Genomic DNA, 15,856 nt, shown 5'->3' on the forward strand with positions numbered 1-15,856 from the left:
CATGCGCGCCATGCTGCGGTTGGCCATGCTGGCCCTGCTGATGCCGCTGCCATCGCACGCGGCCGACCTCACCCTCCGGTTCACCGGTCGCTTCCAGCCCGGCACCTGCCAGTTCAGCGTGGCCGACGTCGATGTGGGCACCTTCGAAGCGCCGTACTTCGCGACCAATGCGCAGTCACCGGCGGTCAGCTTCGTGCTTTCGCGCAGCAGCTGCGCCAGCGACCTGCGGGTGCTGCACGTGCGCATGGCGGGAACGGCCGACGGTAGTGATCCACGCTACTTCGCCATTCCCTCCAATGGCGGCGTGCGTGGACTTGCGGTGTGGCTGTACACCCCGTCGCAGCAGACATTGGCCCCCAACCAGGCAGGCTTCGACTGGGTGACCAGTGGAACGCCGGCTGCAGGGCACCTGCTGTATGCCCGCCTGGTACGTACCGGTACCGTGTCGGCCGGCACGCTGCGAACACCCGTGACCGTGCAGGTCACCTACAACTGAGGTCAACGATGGATCGCATCGCACTCTTGCTGGCGCTGGCCGCGGCGTCAGCCGCCGCACATGCCCAGGATAGCCAGCCTTTCACGGTCTCGGGCGAAATCCTGCCCGGCGCTTGTCGGATTTCCTTCCCCGATGTGGATCTGGGCTCGCATGCCGCCACGCTGTTCACCGGAAGCCATGGCACGGCCTACGTCGATTTCAGCGGTACCGTCAGCGACTGTGATCCGCTGGTGCGGCGTGTGGCGATGTCGTTCGATGGCAGTGCTGATCCGGACAACGGCCAGCTGTTCCAGGGCGTGCAGGGCGTTGGACTCGAGCTTGTGCGGGTGGTGTCGTCCCTGAATGTGCCGATCCCACCGGGTGGTCGAACGCAGTACACGACGGCCGAGGGCACCTACCCGTATCGCGCGCGCCTGCTGCAATCGGCGGCGGTGGTCGCGGCTGGACGTATCCAGCGACCCATCACGGTCTCCCTGACCTACAACTGAGAACCCTCATGCGCCGATCGATTCAATACGTGTGCCTTGCTGGTCTGTTCGCGCTCTCCGGCACTGTGTGCGCGCAGACCGCGACCACCACCAACTTCAACGTCACCGGCACCATCCTGCCCGGCGTGTGCCGCATTGCCGTGGCTGATGTCGACCTTGGAACCTATCAGGCCACCCAGTTCACCGGTGCGTTCAATACGCCGTTCCAGGCGGTCAACGTGGTGGTCAGCCAGTGTGATCCGCTGGTGACCCGGGTAGGCCTGCGCTTCACCGGCAGTGCCGATGGCAACGATGCCACGCTCTTCCAGGGTGTTGCTGGCATCGGCATCGAATTGCAGCGCACCAGCACCGGCACCCGGCTGCCGCCCGGCGGTCTGTCCCAGATGAGCACTGCCGCCGGCACCCACGTGTTCCGCGCGCGGTTCATGCAGAGCGCGGCGACGGTAGCAGCGGGAACGGTCAGCCGGCCGATCACGGTATCGATGACCTACAACTGAGACCCGGTACGCGTGACGTGCAGTCAATGTTCGGTTTCCCGGCATGGCATCCAGGCCGGGTCCAACGAACAGGCGCATCGATGTTCCGAGCAGGCTATTGAAGGGCAGTGGCGATCGTCGCCAGCGTATCCACTGTGCTGGGATTGCGCACCGTGCCGTGTGTTATGCAGGCGGTCATTGCGCAGCGGCCTGCAGGCGGTCGTACATGCGCACCAGATCGACCAGCGTGCGTGCTTCCATCTTGCGCATGACCTGCGCGCGACGCACCTTCACGGTGATCTCGCTGACCCCCAGGTCGGCGGCGATCTGCTTGTTCAGGCGACCGCGCACTACGCCGGCAACCACCTCGCGCTCGCCGGCGTTCAAGGTGCCCCAGCGCAGTTGCAATGCCCCCAGCGCATCACCCTCGCGGCGCCGCTGGCGATCGATCTCGATGCCCCTGTGGATCGCGTCCAGCAGTTCCTGGTCGCGGAACGGCTTGGTCAGGAATTCGATCGCACCGTCCTTGATCGCATTGACGCCCATGGCGATGTCGCCGTGGCCGGTGATGAACACCACCGGCAGGTGCAGATCGTGGCTGGCCATGCTGCGATGGAAATCCAGTCCGCTCTGCCCGGGCATGCGCACGTCCAGCACAAGGCAAGCCGGAGCGTCGTCCCTCGGGTGGGCAAGGAATTCCCCGGTGGAGGCGAAGGCCCGCACCTGCAGGCCCATCGAGGCCAGCAGGTCCTCCAGCGCGGCACGCACCGAGGCGTCGTCGTCGATCACATAGACGATCGGTGACGGTTCCACAGGTGTTGTGGTGGGTTTACGCATGCGCAGCCTCCGTGGCCGTGGGCAGCTCGAAGATGAAGCAGGCGCCGCCACCGGGCGGTCGTTCGGCGCGGATACGGCCGCCGTTGGCCTCGATCATCGAGCGGCTCAGGCTGAGACCCAGGCCGAGGCCGTTCGCCTTGGTGGTCCAGAATGCATCGAACACGCGGTCGGGCTGCTCCACGGGCAGGCCGATACCACGATCGCGTACGCTCAGGCTGATGCGGCTGCGGCCATCGTACGCCGTCAGCAGGGACAGCCTGCGCTCGCTTACCGGCGTATCCGACATCGCATCGACGGCGTTGAGGATGAGGTTGCCGATCACCTGCTGCACCTGTACGCGATCGGCGTGGGCAGCGGGAAGCTCATTGCCCAGCAGCAGCGCCACGGTCACACCATGCTGTTCCAGTTCGCTGCGCGAGAGTGCCAGCATTTCCTCGGTGGCCAGGTTGAGGTCGAAGGCCTGGCGCTCTGGCGCAGCGCCCTGGGTCAGGCCGCGGATGCGGGCAATGACGTCACTGGCACGATGGGCGTCGGCGACGATGCGGGCGATGGTCTGGCGCGCCTTGTCCAGGTTCGGCGGATCCTGGGCCAACCAGCGCTGGCTGGCTTCGGCGCTGCTGGCGATGGCCGCCAGTGGCTGGTTCACTTCATGTGCGATGGAGGTGGTCAGCTCGCCGACGGTGGAGGCGCGGGCCACCCGCAGCAGGCGTGCCTGTGCATCCTGCACTGCGGCCTTGGCCGCTTCCATCTTCAATGCCAGGTAGGTGGTGATGCCGATCACCAGCATGCCGATCGCTGAATTGACCAGGCCGATGCGGTAGGTGCCGAAGCGGGTCAGGAAGAAGCTGAGGCCGGTCAATGCGATGCAGACTGCCGCAAGGGCGATGAGGCCGCGGGCGGGCAGCCGCCGCGACGCTGCGAGGATGACCGCCGCGTAGAAGCAGGCAGCGGCAACGGCGTAGTCGGTAATCGTATCGACCAGGAAGATGGCCGCCATCACGATGATCAGGGCCAGCACGACCAGTGGGCGGCGGGGCGACAACGATGGCATCGGGATAGCTCCCTGGCGTGGGTGGAAAGGATAGCAAAGCCGCCTTCGGTGGATGCCGGGCAAGGTCGGCAGGCGCTGTCCGCGGTCATGGCGCCTGACGGACTGTGCCGACCAAGGCGGTGCACGGTAGCGCCGGGCCATGCCCGGCGGAGTGCATCCACCAGCGGCCGGCACTACTCCTCCAGGCTGGCGTTCCAGAATCCCTGCAGCACGCCCGGGGTGGCGGCCAGCGTTGCCAGCACCGCATCCAGTTCAGCGCCATCGACCGTGGTGGCGTACAGCACCGCTTCGATCTCGACATCGCGCTCGCCGAACGGCCGCTGGTCGACTGCGCGTACCGGGTACTGCGCCTGCTCCAGCAACAGCAGCAGCCGGTCCAGCACCTCGGCCTGCTGCTCACGCTGGCTGACCACGTTGATGGCATAGGTGGCCTCGCTGAACGCTTCCGGCAGCGGTTGCCGCTGGATGCGGTTCACCACCGGCCGCAGCAGGGTATTGGCAGCCAGCACGAACACCGCAGCCAGTACCGCTTCAGGCAGCAGCTTGATGCCGGCACAGGCGCCGACCGCCGCCGAGCCCCACAGCGTGGCGGCGGTGTTCAGGCCCGACACCTGGGCGCCATCCTTCATGATCGCGCCGGCACCGAGGAAGCCGACACCGGAGATCACGTAAGCCACCACATGGAGTGGCGACGGCGGCCCGCCGTACAGGTCGTGGAAGCGCACGGCCAGGTCGACGAACACCGCTGCGCCCACCGCTACGAGCGTATTGGTGCGCAGGCCGGCGGTGCGTTGGCGGAACTGCCGCTCCAGGCCGATCAGCGCCCCCAGCACGAAGGCGACGGACAGGCTGATCAGCGAGCCGAGGGTGGCGCCCGCGTTGAAAGCGGGCAGGTGCGGGTTGAAGTCCATGAGGGTTCTCCCTGCGCCCGTGCTTTTACTGCCAGCCGTAGCGGCGGATGTAGAGCTTCTTCAGCGCGGTGGTCAGCACCGCATAGCCGAACAGGATCGCCACCAGGAACGGCCAGTAACCGGCCGGCAGTGCCTGCAGCTTGAAGTAGCCGGCCAACGGGCTCATCGGCAGGATCACGCCGATGGCCATGATCGCCCCGGTCATCAGCAGCAGCGGCGGCGCGGCGATGCTCTGCAGGAACGGCACTTTCGGCGTGCGGATCATGTGCACGATCAGGGTCTGGGTCAGCAGCCCGACCACGAACCAGCCGGACTGGAACAGGCCCTGGTCGGCCGGCGTACGCGCATCGAACACGTACCACATCAGGGCGAAACAGCTGATGTCGAAGATCGAACTGATCGGCCCGAAGAACACCATGAAACGGCCGATGTCGGCCGGGTTCCACTTCAGCGGCCTGCGCACCAGCTCCTCATCCACGTTGTCGAAGGGAATGGCGATCTGCGAGATGTCATACAGCAGGTTCTGCACCAGCAGCTGCAGCGGCAGCATCGGCAGGAAGGGCAGGAACGCCGAGGCCACCAGCACCGAGAACACGTTGCCGAAATTGGAGCTGGCGGTCATGCGGATGTACTTGAGCATGTTGCTGAAGGTGCGCCGCCCCTGGATGACACCTTCCTCCAGCACCATCAGGTTCTTTTCCAGCAGGATGATGTCGGCGGCCTCCTTGGCGATGTCCACCGCACTGTCCACGCTGATGCCGATATCGGCGGCACGCAGGGCGGGAGCATCGTTGATGCCATCGCCGAGAAAGCCGACCACCTTGCCCTGCGCGCGCAGCGCGCGCACCAGACGTTCCTTGTGCAGGGGCGTGAGGCGGGCGAACACGCGGTGCTCCTGCAGTGCATGCGACACGGCAGCGTCGTCCATGCGCTCGATCTGCGGGCCGGTCACGATCGTGTCGGCATCCAGGCCGACCTGGGCGCAGATCCGTGCGGTGACCAGTTCGTTGTCGCCGGTGAACACCTTCACTTCCACACCATGCGCGGCCAGCGCCTGCAGTGCTTGAGCAGCGGATTCCTTCGGCGGATCGAGGAAGGCCACATAACCCACCAGGGTCAGCTCCCGCTCGTCGGCCTGCGAGTAGACCGTCTGGCTGGCAGCGGTTTCTTTCATCGCCACCGCCACCACGCGCAGGCCCTGTTCGTTCAGTTCCTCGGTGGTCTGCCGCACCCGGGCCAGGCGCTGCGCGTCCAGCGGCATGTCCCGGCCGCTCTCGCGCACGGTGCTGCACACCGCCAGCATCTCCTCCACTGCGCCCTTGCAGATCAATTCGTGATGATCCTCGCGCTCGGAGACCACCACCGACATGCGACGGCGCTCGAAGTCGAACGGGATTTCATCGACCTTGCGGTAGTCCTGCGACAGGCGCAGCGAGCTCTGCAGCTCCACATGCTCCAGCACCGCACGATCCAGCAGGTTGATCAGGCCGGTCTGGAAGTGGCTGTTGAGGTAGGCGAAGGTCAGCACATCCTCCGAATCCTGCCCGAACACATCGGTGTGCCGCTCCAGCGCGATCTTGTCCTGGGTGAGGGTGCCGGTCTTGTCGGTGCACAGCACTTCCATCGCACCGAAGTTCTGGATCGCGTCCAGGCGCTTGACGATCACCTTGCGCCGCGACAGCAGCACCGCGCCCTTGGCCAGGGTGGAGGTGACGATCATCGGCAGCATTTCCGGGGTCAGGCCGACCGCCACCGACAGCGCGAACAGGAACGCTTCTGTCCAGTCGCCCTTGGTCCAGCCATTGACCAGCAGCACGAACGGCACCATCACCAGGGCAAAGCGGATCAGCAGCCAGCTGACACTGTTGACACCGGCCTGGAATGCCGTCGGCGCGCGGTCGCTGGCACTGCTGCGCTGGGCGAGGGTGCCGAAGTAGCTGGTGTTGCCGGTGGCCAGCACCAGTGCTGTTGCCGTGCCGGACACCACATTGGTACCCATGAACAACAGGTTGGCCTGTTCCATCAGGCCGGCGTCGGCGTTGCCCGGCTGCACGAACTTCTCCACCGGCAGCGATTCGCCGGTCATCGCCGCCTGTGCGACAAACAGGTCCTTGGCGGCGAGCACGCGGCAATCGGCCGGGATCATGTCGCCGGCCGACAGCACGATATGGTCACCCGGTACCAGGGCGCGGATGGGCAGATCCAGCAGCCGTGCCGGCCGACGGCTGTGAAGCTGCGCGCCGAAATACTGGTCGGCCACCTCCGCCGCCTCGGTACCCGCAGCGCGGCGCAACACGCGGGCGGTGTTGCCTACCAGCGCCTTCAGTCGTTCGGCGGCGCGGTTGGAGCGCCCCTCCTGCACGAAGCGGATCAGCGTGGACAGCACCACCATCGCGCCGATCACCACCGTCGCCTTGGCGTCTTCGGTCAGCCAGGACACGGCCGCCAGCACCGTCAGCAGCAGGTTGAACGGGTTGCGATAGCACTGCCACAGATGGCGCCACCACGGCAGCGGCTTCTCGTGATCGACCTCGTTGGGGCCAAAGCGCAGCAGGCGCTCTTCGGCCTCGTGCGGGCTGAGACCATCGACATGTGACTGCAGGGTGGCCAGCACATCGGCTTCGCTGCCCTGTGCAAGCGCGAGCAGCCCAGCAGTGAGCGCGGCGGGCGCGACCTGCGTGCTGCCACGGCCATACCCGGCTTCGGGCATCGCGCGACGACCGAACAGGTTGCCCGCGCGACGGCTGCGCAGGAAGGCGTTGAACCAGGCGTTGAGCAGGCTCATGGGAAGGTCCTCTTGGAGCGGCGCCGGGCGAAGCCGGCGCGTGGAGCGGAAGGGGTGGTATCAGGCGTGGCGCATGGCCAGCACCGACGGCGACCAGGGCTGCATGCGCAAGCGTTGGCTGCCGCCGATGCACAGCGGCTTCATCGCATCGCGCAGCGGGTAGGGCAGGTGGCGCAGCACGTTGATGCGCTCGCTGATCGGCAGCAGCGACAGTGCGTCGGCCACCACCCGCGGTGAGCCGAGGGCCAGCGAACGGGCGAACAGGACAGGGCCGTGCTGCAGCAGGAGGCTGCGCAGGGCGGAAACATCGCGCTCACCGATCAGGCGGCGCACGGTGATGTAGAGAATCTTGTAGGACATGGGATTCCTCCGGGCAGGCGCTGCCCGGGGCTCCCATCGTTTACACGGGAACGAACCTGGGTTCAGTCGCCAGTAGTGAACAAGTAGGCAGGCAGGGGCGCGCATTACGCCCGGCAGGGTCGGGGTCCATCTGCGTCTCCGCGTGGGGCGGCCAGTCGCTGGCCAGTGGCGCTATTGTCCGCGCTCGTATTCAGCAGGCCTAGAGGCCTGTGGGTTAGCCCGGCTATACCTTGGTATAGAAAAAGGGGCCGTTGGCCCCTTTTGTTCAGCTGCGGTCCGCGAAAGCGTCGGTGGCCCGCACCAGGGCGTCGGTCGTGGCCGCTTCGTTGGCGCTGTGGCCGGCGATGACCATCTCCAGCCGGGCTTCCGGCCACGCCTGCGCCAGGTCCCAGGCACTGCGCGGCGGACAGATGATGTCGTAGCGCCCCTGCACGATGACCCCCGGCAGATGGCGGATGCGATCGATGTCGCGCAGCAGCTGGCCTTGATCGAGGAAGCTGTTGTGACGGAAGTAGTGGGCCTCGATGCGTGCCTTGGCCAGTGTATCGAGCGGATCAGCAGCGGACACCGCGTCGACGTCGTGCACCAGCGTGGCGGCATTGTCTTCCCACCCCAGCCACGCTTGTGCCGCGGCGATGCGGATGGCTTCGTCGGCGTGGTCCAGGCGCTTCCAGTACGCGTCGAGCATGTTGCCGCGCTCGTCCTGCGGGATGTGGGCCTCGTACCGATCCCAACGCTCCGGGAAGATCCAGCGCGCACCGCCGTTGAGCTCGGCGAACCAGCGGTTCTCTTCCTCGCGCCCCAGGAACACGCCGCGCACGATCAGCCCGGTGGCGCGGTCGGGATGCCCCTGTGCATAGGCCAGCGACAGCGTTGAGCCCCAGGAGCCGCCGTAGACCAGCCAGCGCTCGATGCCCAGATGTTGGCGGACCTTCTCGATGTCGGCCACCAGATGCTGCGTGGTGTTGTCGCGAAGCTCGCCGAAGGGCGTGGAGCGGCCGCTGCCGCGCTGATCGATCAGCACGATGCGGTAGCGCTTGGGGTCGAAGAAGCGGCGGTGGGTGGGCGAGATGCCAGCGCCCGGGCCGCCGTGCAGATACACCACCGGAATGCCAGCGGGCGTGCCGCACTCTTCGATATGGAGGGTGTGCAGTGCATCCACGGGCAGCGTGTGTTCGCGGTACGGGGCAATCGACGGGTACAGCGTGCGCATGGCGGTGCCTCACAAGCGGGGAGTACAAGCATAGCGGGGCGCATCGACCAGCGTCATCCGCCCCAGGTTCAAGTATTCTTTGCGTTCAAGGGGTAATTCCGTCGAGACCCGGCGATATCGACCCTGCAGGACGCACAGGATGGATGGCATGAGCGCGCAGGACGTCGCTGCACGACACCCCCCGGCGCGCAGCGCCCTCGGCAGCGGCGCCCGCGAGCTGCTGAAGTGGCTCGCGCTGCTGTCGATGACCGGCGATCATGTCGCCAAAGTGGTTTTCGGCGGCTATGTACCGGTGGTCAGCGAGCTGGGGCGCATCGCCTTCCCGCTGTTCGCACTGGTGATGGCCTGCAACCTCGCGCAACCGGATGCGGACCTGCGCAAGTCGATCCGCCGGCTCGGGATGTGGGGGCTGGTCGCGCAACCCTTCCATATGCTGGCCTTCGGCTACTGGCTGCCGTTGAACATCCTGTTGACGTTCTGCCTGGCCGCTGTGGCCGTGCATGCGCTGGCCAACAACCGGCAGCTGTTGCTGTTGGTGGCAGGAGGCCTGCTGCCGTTCTTCGTCGACTATCAATGGGCCGGGGTGGCATTGGTGATGCTGGGCTGGATCGCGTTCCGCCACCGGGCCTACTGGCTGCTGACGTTCGGGTTCGGTGGGCTGTGCTGGGTCAATGGCAATGGATGGGCATTGCTGGCCATCCCGCTGGCGCTGGCGGCCGCGCGCGTGCAGTGGCGGCTGCCACGATGGCGCTGGGCGTTCTACGTCTACTACGTGGTGCACCTGGCGGTGCTGGCCGCCTATGCGCACTGGCTGCGCTGACGCAGGGCACTCATCGCGGCGGCGAACTGCTCCCGGCGACGTCGCTGGAGTACTGCAGGACCTTGTCTTCGCGCTGCAGTGCAATGACAGCCACCGGCTGTCCTCGCAACACCGCGCGCAGGCAGCGGATCGCCTCGGCGGAGTAGCCCAGCTCTGCAGGTGGCAACGACAACGTAACGCGGCCATCGCTGTGCTGATGCACCACGTATCGTGACAACGGCAGCGCAGCCAGCGCGTGGGTCAGGTCGATGTTGTTGATCCATTGCTGGTCGGCGGTCAGATAGCGTACCGGACGTCGCCCCTGCAGGCCGACGATCATCGGCGTATCGCCGGCCATGGCCAGCGCGCCGCGGTCGCCGGTGCGGTAGCGCAGCAGCGGCAGGCAGAAGTTGAATCCGCCGCTGAGCGTGATCTCACCGATCTCCCCGGGCGGCAACGGCGCCCCGTCGGCGCCGAGAATTTCCACATACATGCGCGGCTGCAGCAGTACGTGGCCGCCGGCAGCATCGTCATACACGGCCAGCGGGCCCGCTTCGTTCATCGAATACAGATCGAGCACCGCGCAGCCAAAGCGCGCGGCCAGGGCCTGGCGCAGGCCCGGAGACAGCGCCATCGATACCGACAGCAGCGCCTGCGGCCGGTGTCGCACGGGCAGTTCCAGCAGCGCTGCGAAGGAAATCGGATCGCCGGCGATCACTTCCGGCTGCATCTGGTCGATGTAGCGTGCGCGGTCCTCAGGATGGCGCCAGTCATCGGGATGCAGGTTGATCTTGGCCAGGCCGGATTCGTCCATCGTCGGTGTCACCGAAACATAGGTGAAGCACCGCTGCTGCATGCCCAGCAACATCACCCCCATCTGGCCGCGGCCGTGCGCCAGGGTGATGCCGAAGCGCTGCAAGGCGCGCTTGTGATGGGCCAGATAGCGTGCCGCCACCACCGGATGCGATGGCAGTACCAGTGGATGGCCGGTGGTGCCGGTGGTGCGGAAATTGATCATCCGCTCCAGCGGTACCGGGTCTGGCACGAAACGGGCGATGTCCGCTGCGAGGTCGCCACGGTGGACCGGTGCAATGTCGCTGAAGGCGGCTGGCATCGCCTGCGCGCGGTAATACGGCACCTGCGCAAACACCTCGGTCACATGCGCCTGCAGCCACGGTGGCGGTTGACCTGGCGTCCACTCGAAGCGCGCGCAGGCGATCTCCCGTTCGTAGCCGCGCAACGCCGTCACCTCATCGGCAAGCAGGCGGTTGCCGCTGGCATTGCGGAAGATCGGCGCCGCCGGGTGCTCGCGCATCTGCTGCAGCATCGCCAGGCCCGCCGCGCTCAGTGTGGGATAGCGATCGGCATCGGTCGGCTCGCGGCTCACTCGCGGGTCCACTTGTCCGCAGACTCTTCGGCCGCCTTGCGCGCCAAGGCCTCGCGGATGGCACGCGCGCGCGCTTCAGCGGCGCGGCTGGCATCGAGCAGGCGCTGCCGTTCCACGCCGCTGACCCGGGCCAGGCGATCGGTCGCCTGGGCCGCTGTTTCACCCTGCGGCAGCAGGCCCAGCCGGGCCACCACGGTACGCACCAGTTCTTCGCGGCGCTCTGGATCGAACACGAACCGGTCTGCGCTGGTACTGGCCGCCAGCGCTGGCACTGCTTCGGCGAACAGGGGCATCCACGCCTCCGGGGCGATATCCAGTGCATTCCAGTACGCATCTGCCATCAGCCATGCGGTCACCGCTGAAAGCGAGAGCTGGTTTGCATCCACGCCGGCCAGATCACCCGACAGCGTTGCCCGCAGTGCAGGGGGCAGGTGCAGCGAGCGTGCGGCAAACACATCGCCCACCACCGCCGCGACGTGCAGCCGACCGCTGCCGGCGCGGCGCGGTGGCTCGAGGAAATCGGGCGGCATGTCCAGCAGGCGCCGCAGCAGAACGTCAAGGGAGGGGCCGGAGAGCATGGTCAGGGTCCAGACTTGGCAAATACCTGGGTGGAAGGGCAATCGTCAGAGGTGCGCGGGCGCAAGGCAGAGCACGATCATCGCTGCACCCGCATGCCGCCAGGGCCGTAGTGCTGCTGGCTGAAGGCGCGCGCGAACTGCAGCAGGTCGGCCATGTCGCGCACCACATGGATGTTCCATCCCGCGTCGCGTGCGCGCAGCAGATCGCCGGTCCATCCCGCGTTGCCGCCATCGGCGATGCGGGACGGCAGCGGACTGAACAGGTTCAGTGCCATGGTGCCGCCACCGCCGGCCACACGCAGCGCTCTGGCGGCCACGTCCCAGCCGCTGTTGCCGCGCTCATCGTTGTCGAACATCGTGGTGATGCCGTCGTCGGAGATGTGCAGGATATGCACCGCCCGTGCATGCGGTGGACGCTCGGCGTAGGTGTCACGCAACCGGTGGATCGGAAACGCGGTGGCGCCACCGAAGTAGCCGGTAAGCACCTTGAGGATGTCGTCTTCCGAACGCACGAAGCCGTCGGTGTGCAGGTGCTGCCCGGTGCCGCTCCACAGCGTGGCCTGCACGCGTGCACCCACGCGCAGCGCCGACAGCGCGATGATGGCGCCGGCCAGGGTCAGGAACGAGGTCCATGCCTGCGGGTTGGGCATCGAACCGGAACTGTCCACGTACAGATCCAGGTCCACCGGTTCGGCAGCGGGTTCACGGCCGGGTGCCAGCCCGTGTACACGCTGTACCGTCGTCAGCCCGGGAATCACATGGGGTGACTGCAGCACCGATTGCAGCCAGTCCACTGCGTCCAGTGCATCGCCGGCTTCCCAGGGCTGCAGCCCTTCCGGCAGCGGCTCTAGGGCCTGCGGCTGCGGCCGCGACGGATAGCGGATCAGGTGTGGCAGCGCGCGCTCGCGGTAGTAACGCACGGCGATCTGATGGTCATCCAGGTCCAGGCCGGCCGCGCGCAGGATCTGCCCGTACTCGAACGGCTCGCGCATCTGTCCTGGCGGCTGCGCGGGGTCCGCAGCGAGCGCATCTGCAGGCAGATCGCTCTTCTGCTGTGCGTCGCCGCCGCGCTCATCGCCGGTGATGCGTGGGTCGGATGCAGGGTGCGGCGCCGGCGCCAACTCGTCGTCCTCCAGCTGCCCCAGGCCGACCGGTTGGCTTCCCTGGCCGGCGTGCCGGGTATCCATCAGGGCATCCACCCGCGCATCCTGCTGTGATTCCAGCAGCCACGGCAGCAGCAGCGTGGCGAAGCGGCCAGCGCCGATCATCCAGTCGCTGGCGTAGACGCGCACGACCCGTGCACCGAGCCAGGCATCGCCCTGCAATGCGCTGTCGTCGGTCGAGCCGCCCAGCGTGCCGCGCGGCTGCTGCCACAGTTCCTCGTAGATGCCCATGTACAGCTGCCAGACCGGCGAGCTGGCCTGCGCCGGTTGTGCGGCCAGGCGTCGATAGATCGCATCCATGCGCAGCCCGCTCTGGCGTTGCAGGCGATCGTTGATGAGCAGGTCGGTGTAGAGGTTGGCGACCATCGGTGCATGCGCTTCCAGCGTCGGCAGCGCACGGCGGATGCGCGCCAGCAGCCGTGCATGGTCGCTGGCGGTGGCAGGCGCCAGCACGTGGTGACCGATCTCGTGGGCGAGGATCTCCAGCGCGTAGGGTTGCAGCTGCAGGCGCTGTACTTCTTCCAGGTCGATGACGATGCGCTGGTCGGCGAGGCGGATGGCCGCGAAGCTGCCGGTCAGGCCCTCGGCGGCCGCCTGCATGCGCGAATGGCACAGCTTCGGGTCCTGCAGCCGGGTGAAACGGCTCCATGTGGCCAGTGCCTGTGGCCAGGCCTCGCGCCAGGGCTGCAGCGGATCATTGACTGTGGCACTCATTGGGGTGGCAACACGTGCACATGGTGCGACCACGGCGAGAACAGGGCGATGCCCGACGCACCGGAGACGGCACACAGGTCGTCCTTGGACAACGCCGGCGCCATCCACTGCACACCCAACCGGGCGGTCACATCCGGCGCCGGTCCACTGCTGCTGCCCGCTGCGTACTCGGCGGCGCTGGCAGGCAGCAGGACAGCACCGAAGGCATCGGCGAGCAGCAGGAAGTACCCGCCTGCACTTTCGACCACGAAGCCCTCGGTTGCTGCACGCACCTGTGGCGGTGCCGGAAACGCGCCGTCCAGGCCGCTGAAGCCGCCGACACGATGCCCGCGCAGGTCAACGCTGCCCTGCCGCGGATTCCACCAGCGGTCCTGCTCAAGCTGGACCCGGACCGAGGCCAGATCACCCGCATCGATGCCCAGCACGGCGGCCACCGTATTCGCGGGCAAGGCATCGATACGGGCAAGGGCAGGGCGGCGCAGCTGCACCATCCCCGCCTGCCAGGCACAGAGCGCTCCGAAGTCGCGCAGTTCCGGCACGGATGTGCACCCGCCTGCATGCGCGGCCATCGCATCGATCCATTGCGCGACGCGAATGTCCGCACTGGCGCCCAGCCGCACCACCGCATTGCTGATGGTGCCGAGGGTCTCGCGCGGAGCGTGGGCCAGCAACGGGGCGAGGGCCGGGGCCAGCGAGCGCCAGGCCTGCTCGACCCACGGAAGGCGCGCCTTGGGGCCGGCATGGCCCTGCGCCACCAGCTCCAGACCGATCTCGAAGGCGGCCTCGCAGGCGCTCTGCGTTGCCGACGGGTGGTGGCGCTGGATGGCCTGGCAGAGGGGGTCGATGGTCTGGGTGACGAACGCGCTGAAGGCGGCCATGTCCAGGCCGGGCCAGCGGTGGCGGGCATCGGCCACGGCCTGGTTCAGCACGGAACGGCGCGCGGCCAGCAGCTCGGCGAGAACGGTGGAAACCACGATCAGCGTGCCCGCAGCCAATGCAGGTAGTTGGTGTAGCGCTGGTGCAGGTACTTCAGCTTCAGCAGGTCGTCGTACAGATGGCCGTACAGCTTGCGTCCCTTCACCCGTTCCTCCACCAGACGCTCGATGCGGGTTAGGCGCTTGCGCGTTTCCGTCTCGGTCATCCCATCCAGGCCCCGCTGGAACTGTGCCGACAGCTCGCCCACCGGATCGTCGCGATCCAGATCCAGCCGGTCATATTCGGCATTGGAGGCATCGAGCAGCCAGCGCAGCCAGCTGAGCCGATCGCTGCGATAGGGCGCATTCTCCGGCAGGGCGAAGAAGGGAGCATCAAGATCCGGCTGCAGCTTGTCGTTCAGCACGAAGGGCAGTACCTGGCGCACATCCTCCAGGGCAACGGCAGGGCTGCCGCGGAAGTACGCCATGGCCTTGGCGAACATCAGCAGGGTCATCAGGTTGCGCACCGACAGGCCGTTGCGGGTCTGGCAACCCAGGTCCTTCATGCGATCGCGGCCGCTGTCGGCAGCGGTTGCCTGCGCCCATTCGGTGCCGGCCAGGCGCACGGTGTCCTTGGTCAGGTACTCGAACTGGGCGCCGGCGGTTTCCATCAGCTCGAACTGGCTGCTGAAGAATTCGATGCGGCGGCGCACGTCCTGCGGTACGTCGACCGCGCGGATCTCCTGCAGCAGCTGGTCGCCCTCGGCCTCGCTGAAGATGATGTCACGCGGCACGACCTCTTCCGGGCGGATGTCCTGCTCGATGCGCAGCAGCATCTCTTCCAGGAACCGCGGGTTGAATGCCAGTGCCTGCACCACCACGTCGATGCGGTCGCGCAGGGCTTCGATCACCTGATAGGTACCGCCGCCGCGATCATCGTTGGCGGTCAGGTACCACGCCGATTCCGGGCATTCGTAGACGTGGTTGAGGATCTCGGCGTAGTTGTCGCCCATCACCGTCAGCAGCGCGCTCTGGGTGCGGGTGGGAATGCGGTTGTATTCGTCGATGATCTTCACCCGCATGCCCAGCCACGACCGCCAGGCAATGCGGATGTCCGCCATGTCCTGCGCGGCCACCAGGTCGGCGGGCAGGGGGTTGCCGAGCAGATCGGCGATGGTCATCTGCGGGTGCCCGTGCTGCATCGCCCGGCGCACCTCGCGGACCGGATAGCCGGCCAGCACGCCCATCAGGATCGCGCTGGCGGTCTTGCCGCGCCCCGGCCCACCCACGAACAGGCATTTGCGGCGGGTGGCGAAGGTCAGCAGCGGCAGCAGCACGTAGCTGGAATAGCTCTGCGCCGAAGGCAGGGTCAGCGGCCGCCGTGTGTCACCCACCGCGAACGAGGCGGAGGGGCCGTCGTGGTACTCGATGTCGTAGTGCGGGCTGATGATCGCGTTGTTGACGATCCAGAAGTAGGCCTGGCGCAGTTTCTCGTCCAGCCGCAGGGGCGCTGCGGCGGCATCGTCCTGCAGGCGCACCGGCCCTTCGTACAGCTCGGCCACATCGAACGTGCGCGGTGCAGTGTCGGTGCGCGGGTTGGTCGGCGCCTGCGACAGGCGCTGGAACAGATTGAACGGTGGCACGCGATTCCCTTGGCTGTGGCCTGCTGGGGAGATTGTAAGCG

General features: G+C 67.1%; 15 protein-coding genes. 4 read left to right on the plus strand and 11 right to left on the minus strand.

All coding sequences use genetic code 11. The features are described 5' to 3' along the window. Position 1: 1 nt before the first annotated feature. From K5K93_RS01635 to K5K93_RS01645, 3 genes are read left to right on the plus strand one after another with little or no spacing between them, the layout of a single operon-like run. The gene (locus tag K5K93_RS01635; protein ID WP_222389405.1) at positions 2 to 496 is read left to right on the plus strand and encodes a fimbrial protein; all 495 of its coding nucleotides are present in this window, start codon (positions 2 to 4) and stop codon (positions 494 to 496) included. Positions 497 to 504: 8 nt separating this feature from the next. Beyond that, the gene (locus tag K5K93_RS01640; protein WP_093818433.1) at positions 505 to 984 is read left to right on the plus strand and encodes a fimbrial protein; all 480 of its coding nucleotides are present in this window, start codon (positions 505 to 507) and stop codon (positions 982 to 984) included. Between the two features lie 8 nt (positions 985 to 992). After that, positions 993 to 1,481: a fimbrial protein gene (locus K5K93_RS01645; RefSeq protein ID WP_093818432.1), complete on the plus strand. Its 489-nt coding sequence runs from the start codon at positions 993 to 995 to the stop codon at positions 1,479 to 1,481. A 174-nt stretch (positions 1,482 to 1,655) separates the two neighbouring features. Here the strand turns inward: K5K93_RS01645 and K5K93_RS01650 are convergent, their stop codons facing one another. From K5K93_RS01650 to pip, 6 genes are all read right to left on the minus strand, one after another. Continuing rightward, positions 1,656 to 2,297: a response regulator transcription factor gene (locus tag K5K93_RS01650; RefSeq protein ID WP_093818431.1), complete on the minus strand. Its 642-nt coding sequence runs from the start codon at positions 2,295 to 2,297 to the stop codon at positions 1,656 to 1,658. After that, positions 2,290 to 3,348, minus strand: a complete 1,059-nt coding sequence (locus tag K5K93_RS01655; RefSeq protein ID WP_222389408.1) for an ATP-binding protein — start codon at positions 3,346 to 3,348, stop codon at positions 2,290 to 2,292. Before K5K93_RS01655 ends, K5K93_RS01650 begins: the two co-directional genes overlap by 8 nt. 173 nt (positions 3,349 to 3,521) lie before the next feature. Then, on the minus strand, positions 3,522 to 4,259 hold the full coding sequence (locus K5K93_RS01660; protein ID WP_222389411.1) for an MgtC/SapB family protein: 738 nt from the start codon (positions 4,257 to 4,259) through the stop codon (positions 3,522 to 3,524). A gap of 25 nt (positions 4,260 to 4,284) precedes the next feature. Further along, entirely contained in the window at positions 4,285 to 7,044 is a 2,760-nt protein-coding gene (mgtA, locus tag K5K93_RS01665) for a magnesium-translocating P-type ATPase (protein ID WP_222389421.1), read from the minus strand. Between the two features lie 60 nt (positions 7,045 to 7,104). After that, positions 7,105 to 7,404 carry a hypothetical protein gene (locus tag K5K93_RS01670; RefSeq protein WP_025874438.1) on the minus strand — a complete coding sequence of 100 codons (300 nt, stop codon included), beginning with the start codon at positions 7,402 to 7,404 and terminating at the stop codon, positions 7,105 to 7,107. 265 nt (positions 7,405 to 7,669) lie between these two features. Beyond that, on the minus strand, positions 7,670 to 8,617 hold the full coding sequence (gene pip, locus K5K93_RS01675) for a prolyl aminopeptidase (RefSeq protein ID WP_222389423.1): 948 nt from the start codon (positions 8,615 to 8,617) through the stop codon (positions 7,670 to 7,672). Between the two features lie 148 nt (positions 8,618 to 8,765). Here pip and K5K93_RS01680 point away from each other — a divergent pair, with 148 nt between their 5' ends. Continuing rightward, positions 8,766 to 9,437 carry a TraX family protein gene (locus K5K93_RS01680; protein ID WP_222389425.1) on the plus strand — a complete coding sequence of 224 codons (672 nt, stop codon included), beginning with the start codon at positions 8,766 to 8,768 and terminating at the stop codon, positions 9,435 to 9,437. 10 nt (positions 9,438 to 9,447) lie between these two features. Here the strand turns inward: K5K93_RS01680 and K5K93_RS01685 are convergent, their stop codons facing one another. The 5 genes from K5K93_RS01685 to K5K93_RS01705 form a co-directional block, all read right to left on the minus strand. Then, complete coding sequence (locus tag K5K93_RS01685) at positions 9,448 to 10,803, minus strand: AMP-binding protein (RefSeq protein ID WP_222389426.1); 1,356 nt, start codon at positions 10,801 to 10,803, stop codon at positions 9,448 to 9,450. After that, positions 10,800 to 11,381 (minus strand): hypothetical protein, encoded by a 582-nt coding sequence (locus K5K93_RS01690; protein WP_032974634.1) that lies wholly within the window; start codon positions 11,379 to 11,381, stop codon positions 10,800 to 10,802. Before K5K93_RS01690 ends, K5K93_RS01685 begins: the two co-directional genes overlap by 4 nt. Positions 11,382 to 11,458: 77 nt before the next feature. Then, positions 11,459 to 13,258 carry a hypothetical protein gene (locus K5K93_RS01695; RefSeq protein ID WP_222389427.1) on the minus strand — a complete coding sequence of 600 codons (1,800 nt, stop codon included), beginning with the start codon at positions 13,256 to 13,258 and terminating at the stop codon, positions 11,459 to 11,461. Next, the gene (locus tag K5K93_RS01700) at positions 13,255 to 14,232 is read right to left on the minus strand and encodes a hypothetical protein (protein WP_222389428.1); all 978 of its coding nucleotides are present in this window, start codon (positions 14,230 to 14,232) and stop codon (positions 13,255 to 13,257) included. Before K5K93_RS01700 ends, K5K93_RS01695 begins: the two co-directional genes overlap by 4 nt. Before the next feature lie 2 nt (positions 14,233 to 14,234). Beyond that, positions 14,235 to 15,815 carry an AAA family ATPase gene (locus K5K93_RS01705; RefSeq protein ID WP_222389429.1) on the minus strand — a complete coding sequence of 527 codons (1,581 nt, stop codon included), beginning with the start codon at positions 15,813 to 15,815 and terminating at the stop codon, positions 14,235 to 14,237. Positions 15,816 to 15,856: the final 41 nt, after the last annotated feature.

Source organism: Stenotrophomonas sp. DR822 (genome assembly GCF_019793815.1).
In the GTDB taxonomy this organism is placed as follows: Bacteria; Pseudomonadota; Gammaproteobacteria; order Xanthomonadales; family Xanthomonadaceae; genus Stenotrophomonas; species Stenotrophomonas indicatrix.

Bases quoted from the DNA above. Each gene is read 5' to 3' on its own strand.
- K5K93_RS01635 (WP_222389405.1), top strand. From the start codon at position 2: ATGCGCGCCATGCTGCGGTTGGCCATGCTGGCCCTGCTGATGCCGCTG.
- K5K93_RS01640 (WP_093818433.1), top strand. From the start codon at position 505: ATGGATCGCATCGCACTCTTGCTGGCGCTGGCCGCGGCGTCAGCCGCC.
- K5K93_RS01645 (WP_093818432.1), top strand. From the start codon at position 993: ATGCGCCGATCGATTCAATACGTGTGCCTTGCTGGTCTGTTCGCGCTC.
- K5K93_RS01650 (WP_093818431.1), bottom strand. From the start codon at position 2,297: ATGCGTAAACCCACCACAACACCTGTGGAACCGTCACCGATCGTCTAT.
- K5K93_RS01655 (WP_222389408.1), bottom strand. From the start codon at position 3,348: ATGCCATCGTTGTCGCCCCGCCGCCCACTGGTCGTGCTGGCCCTGATC.
- K5K93_RS01660 (WP_222389411.1), bottom strand. From the start codon at position 4,259: ATGGACTTCAACCCGCACCTGCCCGCTTTCAACGCGGGCGCCACCCTC.
- mgtA (WP_222389421.1), bottom strand. From the start codon at position 7,044: ATGAGCCTGCTCAACGCCTGGTTCAACGCCTTCCTGCGCAGCCGTCGC.
- K5K93_RS01670 (WP_025874438.1), bottom strand. From the start codon at position 7,404: ATGTCCTACAAGATTCTCTACATCACCGTGCGCCGCCTGATCGGTGAG.
- pip (WP_222389423.1), bottom strand. From the start codon at position 8,617: ATGCGCACGCTGTACCCGTCGATTGCCCCGTACCGCGAACACACGCTG.
- K5K93_RS01680 (WP_222389425.1), top strand. From the start codon at position 8,766: ATGAGCGCGCAGGACGTCGCTGCACGACACCCCCCGGCGCGCAGCGCC.
- K5K93_RS01690 (WP_032974634.1), bottom strand. From the start codon at position 11,381: ATGCTCTCCGGCCCCTCCCTTGACGTTCTGCTGCGGCGCCTGCTGGAC.
- K5K93_RS01695 (WP_222389427.1), bottom strand. From the start codon at position 13,258: ATGAGTGCCACAGTCAATGATCCGCTGCAGCCCTGGCGCGAGGCCTGG.